The 18838-nt window shown below is 41.7% G+C and carries 20 protein-coding genes; all 20 read left to right on the top strand.

The window, feature by feature from the left end; translation table 11 throughout:
• The first annotated feature begins 88 nt into the window (after window positions 1-88).
• Complete coding sequence (ndk, locus tag C6Y01_RS05910; protein WP_034661072.1) at window positions 89-535, top strand: nucleoside-diphosphate kinase; 447 nt, start codon at window positions 89-91, stop codon at window positions 533-535.
• 145 nt (window positions 536-680) lie between these two features.
• Window positions 681-1460: a CheR family methyltransferase gene (locus tag C6Y01_RS05905; protein WP_034661070.1), complete on the top strand. Its 780-nt coding sequence runs from the start codon at window positions 681-683 to the stop codon at window positions 1458-1460.
• 73 nt (window positions 1461-1533) lie between these two features.
• A complete protein-coding gene (aroC, locus tag C6Y01_RS05900; protein ID WP_034661068.1) occupies window positions 1534-2706 on the top strand; it encodes a chorismate synthase in 1173 nt (390 codons plus the stop codon).
• Entirely contained in the window at window positions 2706-3797 is a 1092-nt protein-coding gene (aroB, locus tag C6Y01_RS05895) for a 3-dehydroquinate synthase (RefSeq protein ID WP_106037943.1), read from the top strand. The genes aroC and aroB overlap by 1 nt, the downstream gene beginning before the upstream one ends.
• Window positions 3794-4177 (top strand): chorismate mutase, encoded by a 384-nt coding sequence (aroH, locus tag C6Y01_RS05890; RefSeq protein ID WP_034661065.1) that lies wholly within the window; start codon window positions 3794-3796, stop codon window positions 4175-4177. Before aroB ends, aroH begins: the two co-directional genes overlap by 4 nt.
• A gap of 231 nt (window positions 4178-4408) precedes the next feature.
• Window positions 4409-5956: an anthranilate synthase component I gene (gene trpE, locus C6Y01_RS05885; protein ID WP_106037942.1), complete on the top strand. Its 1548-nt coding sequence runs from the start codon at window positions 4409-4411 to the stop codon at window positions 5954-5956.
• Entirely contained in the window at window positions 5928-6950 is a 1023-nt protein-coding gene (gene trpD / locus C6Y01_RS05880; RefSeq protein ID WP_106037941.1) for an anthranilate phosphoribosyltransferase, read from the top strand. Before trpE ends, trpD begins: the two co-directional genes overlap by 29 nt.
• Window positions 6943-7695, top strand: a complete 753-nt coding sequence (gene trpC / locus C6Y01_RS05875) for an indole-3-glycerol phosphate synthase TrpC (RefSeq protein ID WP_106037940.1) — start codon at window positions 6943-6945, stop codon at window positions 7693-7695. The genes trpD and trpC overlap by 8 nt, the downstream gene beginning before the upstream one ends.
• Before the next feature lie 5 nt (window positions 7696-7700).
• Window positions 7701-8360 (top strand): phosphoribosylanthranilate isomerase, encoded by a 660-nt coding sequence (locus C6Y01_RS05870; RefSeq protein WP_080869502.1) that lies wholly within the window; start codon window positions 7701-7703, stop codon window positions 8358-8360.
• Window positions 8341-9540 (top strand): tryptophan synthase subunit beta, encoded by a 1200-nt coding sequence (gene trpB / locus C6Y01_RS05865; RefSeq protein ID WP_034661059.1) that lies wholly within the window; start codon window positions 8341-8343, stop codon window positions 9538-9540. Before C6Y01_RS05870 ends, trpB begins: the two co-directional genes overlap by 20 nt.
• Window positions 9537-10340 carry a tryptophan synthase subunit alpha gene (trpA, locus tag C6Y01_RS05860; protein WP_034661058.1) on the top strand — a complete coding sequence of 268 codons (804 nt, stop codon included), beginning with the start codon at window positions 9537-9539 and terminating at the stop codon, window positions 10338-10340. The genes trpB and trpA overlap by 4 nt, the downstream gene beginning before the upstream one ends.
• Before the next feature lie 10 nt (window positions 10341-10350).
• Complete coding sequence (gene hisC / locus C6Y01_RS05855; protein ID WP_034661979.1) at window positions 10351-11448, top strand: histidinol-phosphate transaminase; 1098 nt, start codon at window positions 10351-10353, stop codon at window positions 11446-11448.
• Window positions 11449-11563: 115 nt separating this feature from the next.
• The gene (locus tag C6Y01_RS05850) at window positions 11564-12679 is read left to right on the top strand and encodes a prephenate dehydrogenase (RefSeq protein WP_034661976.1); all 1116 of its coding nucleotides are present in this window, start codon (window positions 11564-11566) and stop codon (window positions 12677-12679) included.
• 10 nt (window positions 12680-12689) lie between these two features.
• On the top strand, window positions 12690-13976 hold the full coding sequence (aroA, locus tag C6Y01_RS05845; RefSeq protein WP_095285332.1) for a 3-phosphoshikimate 1-carboxyvinyltransferase: 1287 nt from the start codon (window positions 12690-12692) through the stop codon (window positions 13974-13976).
• A gap of 290 nt (window positions 13977-14266) precedes the next feature.
• Window positions 14267-15538, top strand: a complete 1272-nt coding sequence (locus C6Y01_RS05840; RefSeq protein ID WP_106037939.1) for a tetratricopeptide repeat protein — start codon at window positions 14267-14269, stop codon at window positions 15536-15538.
• A 75-nt stretch (window positions 15539-15613) separates the two neighbouring features.
• Window positions 15614-16153, top strand: coding sequence for a ReoY family proteolytic degradation factor (locus tag C6Y01_RS05835; protein WP_008344562.1), 540 nt, complete (start codon window positions 15614-15616; stop codon window positions 16151-16153).
• A 61-nt stretch (window positions 16154-16214) separates the two neighbouring features.
• On the top strand, window positions 16215-16661 hold the full coding sequence (locus C6Y01_RS05830) for a YpiF family protein (protein ID WP_095285331.1): 447 nt from the start codon (window positions 16215-16217) through the stop codon (window positions 16659-16661).
• 144 nt (window positions 16662-16805) lie between these two features.
• Window positions 16806-17312 (top strand): ubiquinol-cytochrome c reductase iron-sulfur subunit, encoded by a 507-nt coding sequence (locus C6Y01_RS05825; RefSeq protein ID WP_007500911.1) that lies wholly within the window; start codon window positions 16806-16808, stop codon window positions 17310-17312.
• A gap of 2 nt (window positions 17313-17314) precedes the next feature.
• Complete coding sequence (gene qcrB / locus C6Y01_RS05820; RefSeq protein WP_003215804.1) at window positions 17315-17989, top strand: menaquinol-cytochrome c reductase cytochrome b subunit; 675 nt, start codon at window positions 17315-17317, stop codon at window positions 17987-17989.
• 43 nt (window positions 17990-18032) lie between these two features.
• The gene (locus tag C6Y01_RS05815; RefSeq protein ID WP_003215888.1) at window positions 18033-18800 is read left to right on the top strand and encodes a menaquinol-cytochrome c reductase cytochrome b/c subunit; all 768 of its coding nucleotides are present in this window, start codon (window positions 18033-18035) and stop codon (window positions 18798-18800) included.
• Window positions 18801-18838: the final 38 nt, after the last annotated feature.

Raw genomic sequence — 18838 nt, 5'->3', positions numbered from 1 at the left:
AAAAATTGATTATTATAAAAAAAAATGATACGATCACTTTGTAACAATGTAAGCCTATACATACATAACGACGGGGTGGAGAACGTATATGGACAAAACATTTCTTATGGTCAAACCTGATGGTGTGGAAAGACAATTAATTGGTGAAATTGTGTCAAGATTCGAAAAAAAGGGGCTTCAGCTTGTTGGTGCAAAACTAATGAGTATTCCAAAAGAAGTAGCAGAAACACATTACGGAGAGCATAAAGAAAAACCATTTTTCGGGGAATTGGTTGACTTTATTACGTCAGGACCAGTATTTGCAATGGTATGGCAAGGTGAACAGGTAGTAGATGTAACAAGACAGATTATCGGCAAAACAAACCCGAAGGAAGCGCTTCCAGGCACAATTAGAGGAGACTATGGATTGACGGTTGGAAAAAACATTATCCATGGCTCAGACTCACCAGAAAGTGCTGAAAGAGAAATCAACTTATTCTTCAAACAAGAAGAACTCACAAGCTGGGATCAAACCATCTCAAGCTGGATTTATTAATGTTCAAGCCAAGGTGTTCATCAAATGAGCACCTTGGCTTTTTTTATATGAATATTTCTACACGAAATTTCGCATGAGAAGATACAAATTTTCGATAAAAACAGCTATACTAGGACAAAGATAGATGAGACAGGAGAGGACTTTGATGGATCAATATCAAGTATTTGTCGGAAAATGGAAAAAACTAACCGGGGTGGATCTGAATTTATATAAAGAAGCACAAATGAAACGAAGATTAACGTCACTTTATGATAAAAAAGGATATAGAGATTTTGAAGCATTCGCGGCTGCCCTTGAAAAGGATAGAGCACTATTAGATGAGACGATGGATCGAATGACGATCAATGTGTCAGAATTTTACCGAAACTATCAGCGCTGGGAAGTGCTTGACCAAAAAATTCTTCCGCTGCTTTCGAAAAACAGCGGCACCCTAAAAATATGGAGTGCAGCATGTTCGACAGGAGAGGAGCCGTATACACTCTCAATGCTTCTATCAAGCCATCCGCTTGTGAAGGACTTCCAAATTATTGCAACTGATATTGATGATAAAGTTCTGCAATCAGCTCAAAAAGGAAGGTATCATGAACGATCATTGCAAGAGGTACCAGATCAAATCAAGCAAAAATATTTCACAAAAGAAGATTCTTCATTTTACACTGTGAAGGATGAGGTGCGAAAGCACATTCAATTTAAGAAGCACAACCTTTTAGCAGATCCTTATGAAAAACAGCTTGATCTTATCGTGTGCCGAAATGTCCTCATTTACTTTACAGAAGAGGCAAAAGAAGAAATTTACATGAAAATGAGCAGCAGTTTAAAACCAAATGGCGTATTATTTGTTGGTTCTACTGAACAAATTTTTCACCCAGAAAAGTTTGGACTGACATCTGCTGATACTTTCTTTTATCAAAAGAAGGGGTTGTAGCTGACTTTTTAGTAGTAAGTGTGTTATCATAGTTTTACTTAAAAGCGTTAATGCGATGAAGGGAGATCAAGTCATGAGATACTTAACAGCAGGTGAATCACATGGTCCACAATTGACCACAATTATTGAAGGCGTTCCAGCGGGACTTTACATAGAGCAGGATGACATCAATTATGAATTGGCTAGAAGACAAAAAGGTCACGGCCGCGGGCGAAGAATGCAGATTGAAAAAGACCAAGCGAAAGTGTTAAGTGGTGTTCGCCACGGGAAAACATTAGGTTCTCCTATTGCACTTGTCGTTGAAAACAACGACTGGAAGCATTGGACAAAGGTGATGGGGGCAGAGCCGATCACAGAAGAAGAAGAGAGTGAAATGAAGCGTCAAATTTCACGCCCTAGACCAGGACATGCGGATTTAAATGGTGCGATTAAATATGGACATCGTGATATGCGAAACGTATTAGAGCGTTCATCAGCCCGCGAGACAACCGTTCGCGTAGCAGCAGGCGCAGTCGCCAAACAAATCTTGGCTCATCTAGGAATCAAGGTAGCTGGCCACGTTCTTGAAATTGGCGGAGTGAAAGCAGCTAATACGACATATAAATCGATTGAAGATTTGCAAAAGGTAACGGAAGAGTCGCCTGTTCGCTGCTACGACAGTGAAGCAGGTCAAAAAATGATGGATGCCATTGATGAAGCGAAGAAAAACGGTGATTCAATTGGCGGAATTGTTGAAGTCATCGTTGAAGGAATGCCGGTTGGAGTCGGAAGCTATGTTCACTATGACCGCAAATTAGACAGCAAGCTTGCAGGTGCTGTTCTGAGTATCAACGCTTTTAAAGGGGTTGAATTCGGTATCGGCTTCGAGGCGGCTTCTAAAAATGGCAGTGAGGTCCATGATGAAATCATCTGGGATGAAGAAAAGGGCTATACGAGAAAAACAAATCGCTTAGGCGGTCTTGAAGGCGGAATGTCAACTGGTATGCCAATTGTCGTAAGAGGGGTCATGAAACCAATCCCAACGCTTTATAAACCGCTTCAAAGCGTTGACATTGAAACAAAAGAACCTTTCTCCGCAAGTATTGAACGTTCTGACAGCTGTGCTGTTCCTGCCGCAAGTGTTGTCGCAGAAGCAGTCGTGGCTTGGGAAATTGCCAATGCTGTTGTTGAGCAGTTTGGTCTTGATCAAATCGACCGCATTAAAGAAAATGTTGAAAAAATGCGCCAGCTTCAGAGGGAATTTTAATGAAAACACTGGAAGTTAAGACGTCTTCAGCCACTTATCCTGTATACATCGGTGATGGGATTAAACGCAATATCGTCGACTTGATGACTTCCACGGGGCATTCCTATACGAAGCTCCTAATCGTTACAGATACAGCTGTTGATGCCATTTACGGTGATGAAATGGTTCGATTACTTAAGCAGAAGTGGTCTGTGCATAAAGTGGTTGTGCCAAGCGGAGAGCAGTCGAAATCTTTTGCTGAGTTTGAGCATATTCATACGAAGGCCATTCAGTTTCAGCTGGATCGCTCCTCGTGCATCATTGCGCTGGGAGGAGGCGTAATTGGGGATTTGGCTGGCTTTGTTGCTGCTAGTTATATGAGAGGCATTGATTTTATTCAAGTTCCGACGACGCTGCTGGCACATGACAGTGCAGTTGGCGGGAAAACAGGGATTAACCACCCGCTCGGTAAAAATTTAATCGGTGCATTTCATCAGCCGAAAGCTGTGATCTATGATACGAGTATGCTTGAGACACTATCTCAAATTGAATTGAGGTCAGGCTTTGCTGAGGTCATCAAACATGCCCTCATTTCAAGTGAAGACTTTTTATCAGAACTGATGTCCATTCGTTCTTTGGCGGAATGTTCAAAGAGCGAGCTGGCACATATGCTGTATCAAGGGATTCAAGTCAAAGCGTCGATTGTTCAAAAAGACGAAAGAGAACAAGGCGTGCGTGCATTTTTGAATGTAGGTCATACACTTGGGCACGCCATTGAAGCAGAGTATGGATACGGCGTTATCACGCACGGAGATGCTATTGCAATCGGCATGCAGTTTGCGCTATATGTGAGCGAAAAGAAGCTGGGACTCAGCCTCAATCGGATGGAACTAAAAAATTGGATGAAAGAACTCGGATTCCCGGTACAAGTCACTCAAAACATTTCCACGAAAACATTTGTTGACCGAATGATTGGTGATAAAAAGGCAAGAGGCGGAACCGTTCAATTTGTTTTATTAAAACAGGTTGGAGACGCTGTCTTGCAGTCTTTCACAAAAGATGAGCTGCATCACTGGCTCGAAGAATGGAAACGGGAGGAGGGATGTCTATGATGTTTCGCGGGATACGTGGAGCTACAACTGTGACAGAAGATACAGAAACAGAAGTGTTAAACAAAACGAAACAGCTGCTAGAAGCGATTATTTCAAGAAATCAAGTAGATCCAGAACGTGTCGTGCAGATCTTAATTTCAGCTACACAAGATATTCACTCCGTTTTTCCGGCAAAAGCCCTTCGTCAGTTTGAAGGATGGACGTATGTGCCTGTTACTTGTATGCAGGAGCTGGACATTCAAGGCGGTCTAAAGCATTGCATTCGCGTTTTAATGACGGTCCAAACAGACACAAAGCAGGAAGATGTGCAGCATGTGTACTTGGAAGAAGCTGTGACGCTTCGCCCTGATTTACAGTTGACAAAAAACAAGGAATTATAATACGATATGAACAGCCGAAGTTTACACACAGGTGTAAACGGCATTGCAAGCTTAGAGAAGATGAGAATGAGACTAGGGTAGTTGAGATGAGTAGAGTTGAGCAGAGATACGATACGTCTATTTCATCATACTGCCTAAAAGAGCAACCCTCTTTTAGGCTTATTTCGTATACTCATACAAACCCTCTATATGTCCCCTCATTCTCCTTAATCCCATTTAAGGAGTGTGCTTATGAATTCCCAATCAAACCTGACCCAATTTTTAAGGGACAGCGAGTCCCACAAAACAATCCCGATTGTTGAAACCATTACAGTTGATACGCTCTCACCGATTCAAATTGTCGAAAAACTCAAGCAAGATATTGTGTATCTGCTAGAAAGCAGAGACGAGTCTTCTAGCTGGTCGAGATATTCCTTCATCGGATTACATCCTTTTTTAACCTTACATGATGACCAAAACCAATATATTGCACGTGACGATGCAGGGCAGGAAGTCATGAAAAAGCAAGAACTGAAAGACTTACTAGACTGGATGAAAGAGCAATACCAAATCAAGACACCAGATGTTGACATCCCATTTACAGGCGGGGCAGTTGGGTACTTAAGTTACGATATTATTCCAAGCATTGAACCTTCTGTCAGGCCTCACCTGAGCGCATCGACGACAGACAATTGTACTCTATTTGTCTGCCAAACGATGATTGCCTTTGATCATGAAACGAATCATGTTCATTTTATCCAATACACCCAGCTAACCGGAAATGAAACAGAAGACGAAAAAATACGAGCTTACAAAGAAAATCAAAAGCGGCTTGAACAGATGATTCACAAGCTCCATACAAAGGTCGATATGAAAGAACTGATTTTATCAGGGAATATGAACGAATCACCGTCCTTTGAACATGTGACATCAACCTATGAAAAAACACAATTTCTAAAGGACGTAGAAAAAATCAAAGAATACATTCGAGCGGGTGATATTTTTCAAGGCGTACTCTCACAGCGCTTTGATATCCCAGTGTCAGTGAGTTCATTTGAATTATACCGTGTGCTTCGCATTGTGAATCCATCTCCATACATGTATTTTATGAAATTAAAAGACCGTGATTTAGTCGGAAGCTCGCCAGAACGATTAATCCATGCCAAAAATGGGCACTTAGAAATTCACCCCATTGCAGGCACAAGAAAACGAGGAACAACAAAAGAAGAGGACGCTGCGCTTGCAAGAGAGCTGTTAGAGGATGAGAAAGAAAAAGCAGAACATTACATGTTAGTAGATCTAGCCAGAAATGATGTCGGCCGCGTAGCAGAATACGGCAGCGTGTCCGTACCGACCTTTACAAAAGTTGTGAACTTTTCACATGTCATGCACATCATCTCCATTGTGACAGGGAAGCTAAAGCAGGATACACACCCAGTCGATGCGCTCATGTCCGCTTTTCCTGCAGGCACATTAACAGGGGCACCGAAAATAAGAGCGATGCAATTATTAAATGAAATGGAGCCTGAGCCAAGGGAAACGTATGGCGGCTGTATTGCCTATATTGGGTTCGACGGCAATATCGACTCTTGTATTACCATTCGCACCATGAGCATCAAAGATCAGACCGCTTCCATACAAGCAGGCGCTGGCATTGTCGCAGATTCTGTTCCAGAAAATGAATGGGAAGAGACTTGTAACAAGGCAGGAGCGCTTCTGAAGGCCATTCAGCTTGCTGAACATATTTTCTCAGAAAAGGAGAGTGTGCAGGATGAATCAGCGACTTTCAGCTCTTGTTAACGGAGGCTTCCTATCAGAAAATGAAGCCCATAGGCTAATGCATGATATGATGAGCGGATCTTTAACAGATGCTGAAGTCGCTGCAAGTCTATCGATTTTAGCGCACAGAGGAGAAACCGCTGAAGAAATGACAGGCTTCGTGAGGGCCATGCGGCAAAAGGCAGCACCAGCGGAAAGATCGCTCGATGTCGTTGACACATGCGGTACAGGAGGCGATGGACTCTCTACATTTAATATATCAACTGCAGCTGCCATTGTGGCTTCCGCCGCTGGTGCTAAAATCGCAAAACACGGAAATCGTTCAGTCTCTTCTAAAAGCGGAAGTGCCGACGTGCTAGAGTGTCTTGGCATTCACATTCAATCCACTCCAGAAGAAACGAGAAGACAAATACAAGACAAAAACATGGGCTTTTTATTTGCACCACTGTACCATTCATCGATGAAACAAGTAGCAGCAGTCCGCAAGCAGCTCGGCTTCCGGACGGTATTTAATCTATTAGGACCGCTTTGCCACCCGATGCAAGCCAAAAAGCAAATCATCGGTGTGTACTCAAAGGAAAAGGCAAAATTAATGGCGAAAGCCCTTGCCCCATTAGAGCCAGAACATGTCCTGTTTGTGAGCGGGGAAGACGGGCTGGATGAATTAACGATTACAGCAAATTCATATGTGATTGAACTCAAAAAAGGTACCATGACAGAATATACGCTAAACCCGGAAGACTTTGGACTGGAAAAAGGATACTTATCAGATATTCAGGTCCAATCACCGGAAGAGAGCGCAAAATTGATTCAGAATATATTGAATCATCAAACAGAAGGGGCGCCGCTTCATATTACAGCTCTGAATGCCGGGGCGGCTTTATATGTCGCAGGCAAGTCAGAAAGCCTCATGGCAGGAACATTAAAAGCGTTAGAAACGATTAAAAACGGCACAGCCAAAGAACAATTGGCTCGTTTAAAACAAAAAAAGAAAGAGGAAGAGATCTATGCTTAATCAAATCATTGCACGCAAAAAAGAACATATTCAAACGTTGCAGTTACCTGTGGATGGAGACTTTGAAAGACGATCATTTAAAGAAGCGCTCATGAACCCTCACCGCTCGATTGGTCTAATTGCTGAGGTGAAAAAGGCATCTCCTTCTAAAGGAATCATTCAGCCGAATTTTGATCCTCTGCAAACAGCAAAAGCATACGAAAAATCAAATGCTGATTGCTTATCTGTCTTAACAGATGAACCATTTTTTCAAGGGAAGAACGAGTATCTTTCCTTAATTAAAGAACACGTCGCACGTCCAATTTTAAGAAAAGACTTTATCATCGACTCCATACAGATAGAAGAGTCAAGACGTATCGGAGCAGATGCAATTTTATTAATAGGAGAAGTACTTGAACCGCAACAGCTGCATGAGCTCTATGCTGAAGCGAAGGAAAAAGGACTAGATATTCTTGTCGAAGTTCATGCAGCAGATACACTGGAAAATATCTTAAACATATTCACCCCTGAAATCATTGGAGTGAATAACCGAAATTTAAAGACATTTACAACAACAGTTGAACAAACAAAAGAGATTGCACCACTTGTTCCAAAGGAGGTCTTACTAGTGAGTGAAAGCGGTATTCAGACATTTGATGATCTGACCTTTGTCAAAAAACATGGAGCGAGTGCTGTCCTTGTAGGTGAATCATTAATGAGAGAACCATCACAAGAAAAAGCCGTTCAGACGTTATTTGGAGAATGAGCACGATGAAGCCTTTTTTAAAATATTGTGGGGCGGTATCACAAGAAGATGTAGAATGCATTGCGCAATCTCAAGCAGATGCGATCGGATTTATTTTTGCTCCAAGTAAAAGACAAGTCGATCCAGATCAAGTGAAACAATGGCTCACTGTGTCGCAGTGTGAGAAAGAGATTACGGGTGTATTTGTAAATGAAAACATCCAAAAAGTGTGTGACATCACAAAGCATATTCCTTTAGATATCGTGCAGCTGCATGGAGATGAAACACGAGAGGATGCAAAAGAAATAAAACAACAAACAGGAGCGATTGTGTGGAAAGTCTTTCACCACGAGCCCGATGTAAAAGAAACACTCGATAAAATGACGGCATTTGCGCCGTTTGTCGATGGCTTCCTCATTGATGCGAAAGTAAAAGGGATGAGAGGTGGTTCTGGCACAGCTTTTACATGGGAAGCGGTACCTGTATACATTCAGCAGGCAAAACGACTGGAGAAAACATGTATCATTGCAGGCGGAATAACACCAGAAACGCTGCCAGAGCTGCTTGCCTATGGCCCAAAAGCGATCGATCTTTCAAGCGGCATAGAAGAAAACGGGAATAAAAGCAGCGCTAAGATCAAAGCGCTCGAAGAAAGGATGTTAAACGATGTACGCATATCCAAATGAGCTTGGCAGATATGGAGAATTTGGAGGGAAATTTGTTCCTGAGACGCTCATGCAGCCGCTCGAAGAAATCGAACAAGCATTTAACGAATTAAAAGAAGACCCTGCTTTTGAGCAAGAGTATCTTTCCCTTTTGCAAAACTATTCAGGCAGACCGACTGCGCTGACATATGCTGATCAATTGTCAGCATACCTCGGCGGCGCAAAAATCTATTTAAAAAGAGAAGATTTAAACCATACAGGCGCTCATAAAATCAACAATGCACTTGGGCAGGCCCTGCTCGCAAAAAAAATGGGGAAATCGAACATCATTGCGGAAACAGGCGCAGGACAGCACGGAGTAGCAGCTGCAACGGTGGCCGCAAAATTTGGATTATCCTGCACAGTATTTATGGGAAAAGAGGATGTGGAAAGACAATCACTCAATGTATTCCGAATGAAGCTCCTTGGCGCTGAGGTTATACCTGTCACAAGCGGGAACGGCACATTAAAAGATGCAACCAACGAAGCGATTCGTTACTGGGTCCAGCACTGCAGTGATCATTTCTATATGATCGGCTCAGTTGTAGGACCTCACCCGTATCCCCAAATCGTCAGTGAGTTCCAACGGATGATTGGTGATGAAGCAAAAGAGCAGATACTTAAAAAAGAAGGCAGGCTCCCACATAAAGTCATTGCTTGTGTCGGTGGCGGAAGTAATGCCATTGGAATGTACCGAGCGTTTTTAGATGAAGAGATTGATATTATTGGTGTAGAAGCCGCTGGAAAAGGAATCGATACGCCGCTTCATGCAGCAACCATTACGAAGGGGACAAAAGGGGTCATTCATGGATCTTTGACATATTTAATCCAAGACGAATTTGGCCAAATTATTGAGCCCTATTCCATTTCAGCTGGTTTAGATTATCCTGGGATCGGGCCAGAGCACGCATATTTACATGCGAGCGGCCGGGTTCAATATGTGAGTGCTACAGATCAAGAAGCACTGGATGCGCTAAAGCTGCTGACGGAAAAGGAAGGAATCCTGCCAGCGATTGAATCAGCACATGCTTTAGCCAAGGCGTTTGAGATGAGCAGGACGATGAATGAAGATGAAATCGTCCTTGTCTGCCTGTCAGGAAGAGGAGATAAGGATGTGCATACATTAATGAATGTGCTTGAAAGTGAGGGCAAAACCAAATGATCACATTTCAATTAGAGCAAGGCGAGAAGTTATTCATCCCATTTATCACGGCAGGAGATCCGTCAGAAGAAGTCACGATTGATTTAGCTGTGTCCCTTCAAGCAGCCGGTGCACATGCGATTGAACTAGGTGTCCCTTATTCCGACCCGCTAGCGGACGGTCCTGTCATTCAAAGAGCCTCCAAAAGAGCTCTAAATCATGGCATGAATATTGTAAAAGCGATAGAATTAGCAGGGAAGATGAAAAAAAACGGTGTAAAAATTCCTGTAATTCTATTTACGTATTATAATCCTGTGTTACAATTAGACACAGAATACTTTTTCGCTTTACTGCGCAAAAATCATATTTCGGGACTCTTAACACCCGACTTGCCGTTTGAAGAGAGCAGTGAGCTGCAAAGGAACTGTCAAACTTATGACATTTCATATATTTCGCTCGTTGCACCAACCAGCAAGGAACGATTAGTAAACATTGTAGAGCAGGCAGAAGGTTTTGTGTATTGTGTTTCATCTCTTGGTGTAACAGGTGTCAGACAAACCTTTGACGAATCGATTACTGATTTTATTCAACAAGTGAAACAGCTGAGTCACATACCGGTTGCGGTCGGTTTTGGCATCTCAACAAGAGAGCAGGTAGACTCAATGAATAAACTGAGTGACGGTGTCGTTGTAGGCAGTGCACTTGTGAAAAAAATTGAAGAACTTCAAGATCAATTGTTAGCAAGTGATACACGTCAAGAAGCTTTAAGAGAATTTGAAACCTATGCAAAAACATTTAGTCCCCTCTATTCATTCAAATGAGGTGAAACTTTTGCAAATCAAAGATCAATTAAAACAACTAAAACCGTATCAGCCTGGGAAACCAATTGAAGAGGTCAAAAAAGAATATCAATTAGACAAGATTGTGAAATTGGCTTCAAATGAAAACCCTTTTGGATGTTCCTTACATGCAAGAGAGGCGATACAAGCTGAGCTCGAACATTTAGCGATCTATCCAGATGGATACAGCGCAAGTTTAAGAACGGAGCTTGCTGAGTTTCTTCAAGTAAATGAAAAACAATTAATATTCGGGAATGGCTCAGATGAACTTGTGCAAATTATTGCTAGGGCATTCCTTGACCAACATACAAATACCGTCATCCCAGCTCCATCTTTTCCGCAATACCGTCACAATGCCGTCATTGAGCAGGCAGAGATTCGAGAGGTGCCGCTTTTAGACGGAGGAGCTCACGATCTGAAGGGCATGCTGGATGCGATTGATGAGAACACGAAGGTCGTCTGGGTATGCAACCCGAATAACCCGACGGGAAATCATTTGTCAGAATCTGAGCTTGTGGCGTTTTTAGACCAAGTACCAGCTCATGTGCTTGTTGTACTAGATGAAGCATATGTCGAATACGTTCGTGCGGAAGACTTTCCGAACAGCTTATCTTTATTACATTCCTATCAAAATGTCATCGTACTCCGAACGTTTTCAAAAGCGTATGGACTGGCTGCACTTCGAGTAGGCTATGGCATTGCGTCGGAAGAGTTGATTACTGCGATTGAACCAGCGAGAGAGCCGTTTAATACGAGTCGTATCGCTCAGGCAGCTGCACGTGCAGCGATAAAAGATCAGGATTTCATTCAATCTTGCAGACAGAAAAATGAAGCAGGTCTCAAGCAATATCAAGAATTTGCTGACCGTTTTGGACTTTTTATTTATCCGTCTCAAACAAACTTCGTGCTGATTGATTTTAAGAGAGATGCAGATGAATTATTCAATGCATTATTGAAAAAAGGCTACATTGTTCGTTCTGGTAAAGCACTTGGTTTTCCGACTTCTTTACGTATTACGGTCGGAACAATGGAGCAAAATGCAGAAATTCTAAGTACACTTGCCGATTTAATGCAAGGCATTCGTGCGTAGCATAACCATAAAGTCATATCCTAAGGCAGGATATGGCTTTCATTGTACCAACCTCATATACATATAAGCTGTTGAAATGGCTTTTTTAATTTTCGTGAAAAAACAGGTGATGAACATGAATGATGCAAACGAAACAATATTAATCGCTGGACTTGGTTTAATTGGAGGTTCCATCGCACTGTCGATTAAAAAAGAGTATCCCCATAAAAAAATTGTAGGATACGATGTGTCCAAAGAACAAATGGTTGCGGCAACAAAGCTGGGTATCATTGATTTAGCAGCTGATTCATTTGCGGCAGGTTTGGATGAATCTGCGACTATTATATTGGCAACACCAGTTCAGCAAACAGTCAAGATGCTTCGTGATATTGCAAACTCTGGAATTGAGAGAGAGCTCACAATTACCGATGTTGGCAGCACAAAGCAAAAGGTCGTCCATTTTGCTGAAAAAACGCTTCCTAAGCACTACCAATTTATTGGTGGACATCCGATGGCAGGCTCTCATAAGTCAGGAGTCATTGCAGCGAAAGACTTTTTATTTGAAAATGCATTCTACATTTTAACGCCGGCAAAGGAAACAAATCGCCAGGCTGTTGATCGTTTGAAGGACTTGTTAAAAGGGACAAATGCTCATTTCATTGAGATGACCCCAGAAGAACATGATGGTGTAACAAGTGTGATTAGTCATTTCCCTCATATTGTTGCAGCCAGCCTTGTGCATCAAGCACATCATTTTGAAGAACAATTCCCACTTGTCAAACGGTTTGCTGCTGGAGGCTTTCGTGACATTACACGTATTGCTTCAAGCAATCCTGCAATGTGGCGAGATATCCTTCTGCACAACAAAAACAAGATTTTAGACCGGTTCCATGAATGGAAAAAAGAGATCGACCGCATTGAGACCTTTGTACAGCAAGAAGACGCTGAAGGCTTGTTCTCTTATTTTCAAGAGGCAAAGGAATATCGCGATGGACTTCCTCTTAGGAAAAAAGGTGCCATTCCTGCTTTTTATGACCTTTATGTGGATGTTCCAGATCACCCTGGGGTCATTTCGGAGATTACAGGGCATTTAGCAAATGAAAACATCAGTATTACGAATATCCGTATTATTGAAACGCGGGAAGACATTAATGGGATTTTGCGCATTAGTTTTCAAACAGATGACGACCGTAAGCGTGCAGAGATCTGTATAAAAAATAGAGCGAATTACGATACATTTTATGCTGACTGAGGTGACAAACATGAAAATTCATAAAAATGCTCCTATGAATGGAGTCATTCATATTCCAGGTGATAAATCCATTTCTCATAGATCAGTGATGTTTGGTGCAATTGCTGATGGGACTACAGTGGTGAAAAACTTTCTTCCTGGAGCCGATTGTTTAAGTACGATTGATTGCTTTAGAAAGATGGGCGTTGAAATTGAACAAAAAGGGACAGATGTTGTGGTCCACGGTAAGGGACTGAAAGAGCTCAAGGAGCCGTCTGACGTCCTCGATGTTGGGAATTCTGGTACAACCATTCGATTAATGATGGGAATATTAGCTGGTTGTGAGTTTCACAGTACACTGATCGGTGATGAGAGTATTGCTAAAAGACCAATGCAACGAGTAACAGGTCCACTTAAACAACTGGGAGCGAAAATAGATGGCAGAGCAAACGGCGAGTATACGCCACTGTCTATTCGTGGCGGTCATTTAAAAGGTATCTCATATGAGTCTCCGGTGGCAAGTGCCCAAATTAAGTCCGCTGTCCTTTTAGCGGGGCTTCAAGCAGAGGGAACAACAACATTAACTGAACCGCATAAATCAAGAGATCATACAGAAAGAATGCTCTCTATGTTTGGTGTAAAACTAGACGAAGATGAACAAAGTGTTTCCATTGAAGGCGGTCAAACATTAAAAGCAACAGATATATTTGTTCCTGGAGACATCTCTTCAGCTGCATTTTTCCTTGTTGCTGGATCTATTGTTCCTAACAGCCGGATTGTGTTAAAAAATGTCGGGCTAAACAAAACAAGAACGGGTATTATCGATGTACTGAAACAAATGGGTGCGAATCTTGAGATCAAAGAAGTAGATGCAAAAGACGGAGAACCGTATGGTGATTTAACGATTTCAACCTCTTCATTAAAAGGGATTGAAATTTCTGGTGACATGATTTCAAGACTCATCGACGAAATCCCGATTATAGCGCTTCTAGCGACACAAGCAGAAGGAACAACGATTATTAAAGATGCTGCTGAGTTAAAAGTAAAAGAGACCAATCGAATTGATACCGTCGTGTCAGAACTTAAAAAACTCGGTGCTGATATTGAAGCAACTGATGATGGTATGAAGATTCATGGTAAAACCACACTTCAAGGCGGCGCGGTCGTGTCAAGCTACGGAGATCACCGAATCGGTATGATGCTGGGGGTTGCTGCTTGCATCACAAAGCAAGCTGTTGAGATTGAAGATACAGATGCTGTTCGTGTATCATACCCGAATTTCTTTGAACACATTGAATACTTAACCAAAACAGTCTGAGGATGTCCTCAGGCTTTTTCTTTCCTTATGCATATTTGTAAGAAAGATAGCATAGCTTGTCTCAAGATGAAACCTGGAAAAAAATCATTTTATCCGATAAAAAAATGAATTTCAGGTGCTTGCAGTTTACAAAACTTCCGTTTCGTAAAGGATGAAATGAAAAACAGTCTTTAAAACAAAAAAATGGGTTCATTTTAAAAGAGCAACATATTTGCTGGATGAGTACCTGTCGATTATGATATGAAGTAACAATAGTTTAGGTTTTTGGAAACAGAAAGGAACGGTTTGATTTGAATAGTTCATTACAAGAAGCCATAAAATTAGTTGAGGCGGGTGAGACTGAAAAAGGACTCCAAACACTTGCTCAGGCAGAAAAGCATTTGCATGATGAAGAAAAGGCGCAGGCAGCTCAGTTATATTATGATTGGGGAGATATCGATAAAGCGCGGAATCTCATCAGTGATTTACATGATTTATATCCAGAGGAAACAGGGTTAACATGTTTTTATGCAGAGCTACTGATGGACTCTGATGAAGAAGAAAAGGCGATTTCGGTATTAGAGACGATTCCTGAAGATGATGATGCGTATCCAGAGAGTTTATTGTTAATGGCAGATTTGTATCAAATGCAAGGACTATTTGAAGTCAGTGAACAAAAGCTCTTAAAAGCGAAAGAACTGCTTCCAAATGAAGCCATCATTGATTTTGCGTTAGGTGAATTGTATTTTTCACAAGGTCTTTCAAAGAAAGCCGCCGACTATTTCTACAAAGTCGCAGATCAACAACATGAGGTTGGCGGCGTCAATGTTTACCAGAGACTCGCTGAATCACTCAGCACCACTGGAGAATTTGAAGATGCGCTTGAATGGTACGAAAAGGCAGTAAAAGATCAAACAGACCCGAATACACTTTTTGGCTACGGATTTACAGCGATGAGGGCCGGCAGAACGAAAACAGCCATTCAGCAGCTTTCAGAACTAAAAGATATTGATCCGTCTTATTCGTCTCTTTATATGCCTTTAGCGAAAAGTTATGAGGAAGAAGGACTATATCAGGAGGCTTTAGAGGTAGTAAAAGAGGGTATTAAAGTTGATGAGTATAACAAAGAATTATATTTATATGGTGCAAAGATTGACTTGAAAAATGGGGATTCAGAAGATGCGAAAAAGCTGCTTCAAGAAGCACTTGCTCTTGATCCGGGATATATTGAAGCGGTTCAAACATTGCTCGCGATCTATTTAAATGAAGAGCTTTTTGATGAAATCCTGGATGTCATTAAAGAGGTTAAAAGCTTTGGGGAAGTTGATCCAAAATGGAATTGGTATGCTGCATCTGCTTCTGTTGGACGAGAGGAATACAAAGAAGCCGCCGATTACTTCAAGCTGGCTCTGCCTGATTTTGATGAGGAGCGTGACTTTTTATATGAATACGCTTCGTTCCTTTTAGAAGAAGGCAGACAAAAAGAAGCATTGCCGCTATTACGCAAAGTTCTTCAGAAAGATGGCACGAATGAAGAAATCGAAGAAACGATTTTAAGAATTGAAGACGAAATTTCCTTATAGTTTGCAGGAATGAAGAACTGGTTTGTTGAATAATTCATGTATAGCAATTTAATTTACGATAGAGGAGGGAATAACATGCAGACCCCTGTTTCTGTCAATGAAAAGAAGGAATTCATCCGGTGGTTTTTAAACCATTATCAGCTAAAACGAAGAGAGTGTGTTTGGATATTAAATTATTTAATGAGTCACGACTCTTTGATGGAAAAGGTTCATTTTGTAGAGCAAGCAGAATTTTGCCCAAGGGGAATCATTATGTCAACACACTGTGTGGATGAAGTTCCCTTTAGATTTTATAAAGAAAACATCATGACGACAGATGCTGAAAAGTCATTTCATGATATTCGTTTGAATAAACAGCAAGATTTGTTTATTCAATTGAATTTCCGTTCTGCTTATCGTTCGCCGGAATATGCAGCTGTGCTTGAAACAAATCCTCATATTCCAAAGGATCTTTATGAGAACGAAAAAGATAAGGATCTTGCGGAGAAAGTGCTTGAACACTCGATCGCAACGTTCCAAAAAGAACGGCTTATGAAAGAGATAGATGAGGCACTTGACCGTCATGATCAAGAAACATTTAATAAGTTAGCAAAAGAATTAAGCCTATTGTCATAAACTGAACGAATAAGCCTTGCCCTATACAGGCAGGGCTTATGTCATGAAAGAGGGGAAATTGATGAAGTTTCAAGCGGAGGATGCGGATCGCTTTTTGCAATCTAAAGATTACATTGATACCGCTATCATTCCAATAGTTGGAATAGATGCGAATCAAATCAAACAAACTGTATCTTTAGGTGAGTTTACCATTCTTGTAGCAGAGGAACTTGAAAGGCAGCTGAAAGGGCGGGTCTTTCTTTTTCCGCCACATACATATGTAGAGATCAATGATCGAAAACTAGAAGACATCTTCACGATGAAGCAGTCGCTAGAAGATCATTTTCAGCATGTCGTGTTGATCTCATCTGATCATCAATGGAAAGAGCAAGCGGCGGTTAGTGAAGCGCTATTTTTGTTAAAGCCGGTTCCGCTCGAGCATTTAAAGGTAGAATTAAAGCAAAAAATCGTTCAAGACAGTGTAGAACAAATTTTGAACTTTTTGTTACAAAAGTGGAACCCTTCATAAAAACCCTTACATTTGCATTGTACATAGCTTTTTAGGCTGTTGACCTTGTGAATAGATTGATATATTATGAGGGTGTCCTAGTTTTATGAAATTTTTTCTAATTCAGTTATAAAGTAGCTGACGACCTGAGGGGGGGAGAAAAAAATGAGCGAGAAGAGACATGGAGTGTCCAGGCGTCAATTTTTGAATTACACGTTGACCGGCGTGGGGGGATTTATGGCCGCTGGAATGCTCATGCCTATGGTTCGCTTTGCGCTTGACCCTGTGCTAAAAGGAACAGAGGATCAGGATATGGTTCAAGTTGTCAGTGTAGATGAACTGACGAAGGAACCGAAGCGCTTTGACTTTAAAATTGATCAAGTAGATGCATGGTATGAGTCAAAGGAATCTAGGTCAGCATGGGTGTACAAAGAAGGGGATGAAATTGTCGCTTTATCGCCAATCTGTAAACATTTAGGATGTACAGTGAACTGGAACAGTGATCCGAAAAATCCAAACAAATTTTTCTGCCCATGCCACTATGGGCTGTACGACAAGGATGGTACAAACGTACCCGGAACTCCACCGCTTGCACCGCTTGACCATTATAAGCAGCAAGTGAAGGACGGATACCTCTATCTTGGAAAAGCTGTGCCGAAAGGGGAAGGGTAACGATGCTTAACAAGATTTATGATTGGGTAGATGAGCGGCTAGACATTACACCAATATGGAGAGATATTGCGGATCATGAGGTGCCAGAGCATGTCAATCCAGCACATCATTTCTCCGCTTTTGTGTACTGTTTTGGCGGTTTAACGTTTTTTGTGACAGTCATTCAAGTCCTTTCGGGCATGTTTTTAACGATGTATTATGTGCCGGATATTAAAAATGCCTGGGAATCTGTCTATTATTTGCAAAATGAAGTGGCATTTGGTCAGATTGTCAGAGGGATGCACCACTGGGGTGCGAGTCTAGTCATTGTCATGATGTTTTTACATACGCTAAGGGTCTTTTTCCAAGGGGCGTATAAAAAGCCTAGAGAGCTGAACTGGATTGTTGGTGTGCTCATTTTCTTTGTGATGCTTGGACTTGGTTTTACAGGATATCTCTTGCCATGGGATATGAAGGCGCTATTTGCGACGAAGGTTGGTCTTCAAATTGCAGAAGCCACACCATTCATTGGAAAAGAGATCAAAACGCTGCTTGCAGGTCATCCTGACATTGTAGGGGCACAAACGCTGACGAGATTTTTCGCTATCCATGTCTTTTTCTTGCCAGCGGCATTATTTGGGCTGATGGCTGCCCACTTTATTATGATTCGTAAGCAAGGAATTTCTGGACCGCTATAAAAAAAGTTGCGTTTGATGAATGTTCAATGAGGAGGGGATGACTTTGCATAGGGGAAAAGGGATGAAGTTTGTCGGAGACTCCAGAATTCCGGCAGAAAGAAAACCTAACATACCTAAAGACTATTCCGAATATCCGGGAAAAACAGAAGCCTTTTGGCCGAACTTTCTTTTAAAGGAATGGCTTGTAGGTGCCGTTTTTTTAATTGGATTTCTTGTCCTAACTGTTGTTCATGCACCTCCGCTTGAGCGGATGGCTGATCCAACAGATACCGGCTATATTCCGCTGCCAGACTGGTATTTCCTATTCTTGTACCAGTTATTAAAATATGAATTTGCTGCAGGAGGCTATACAGTAGTTGGCGCGATGATTATGCCTGGAATTGCGTTTGGTGCACTTTTGCTCGCACCATTTCTTGATTCTGGTCCTGAACGCAGACCGTATAGAAGACCGGTTGCAGTGGGGATGATGATCCTTGCAGTCGGCGCAGCAACATATTTAACGTGGGAGTCTGTTGCTACTCATGATTGGGAAGCAGCGGCGAAGCAAGGTGAAATTAAGAAAGAAGCAGAGATTGATACCTCAGCGGAAGAGTATAAAATTTATCAGGAGCAGACATGTATCTCCTGTCACGGGGATAACATGCAGGGCGGAGCAGCCGGACCGTCACTTGTTGACAACGGTCTTGCACCTGAGGAGATAGCTAAAATCGCTGTTGAAGGAAAAGGCAACATGCCTAAGGGTATCTTTAAAGGTAGCGATGAAGAACTTGAAAAGCTTTCTAAATATTTATCTGAAGTCAAATCTAAATAATTCAGTTGTTTAAAAGCAAGTACAAGGATATACTCAAA

The sequence above is a fragment of the Bacillus sp. NMCC46 genome (genome assembly GCF_002998465.1).
GTDB lineage: Bacteria > Bacillota > Bacilli > Bacillales > Bacillaceae > Bacillus.
The sequence above is the reverse complement of the archived record's forward strand: the minus strand, read 5'-3'. Positions and strand labels throughout refer to the sequence as shown.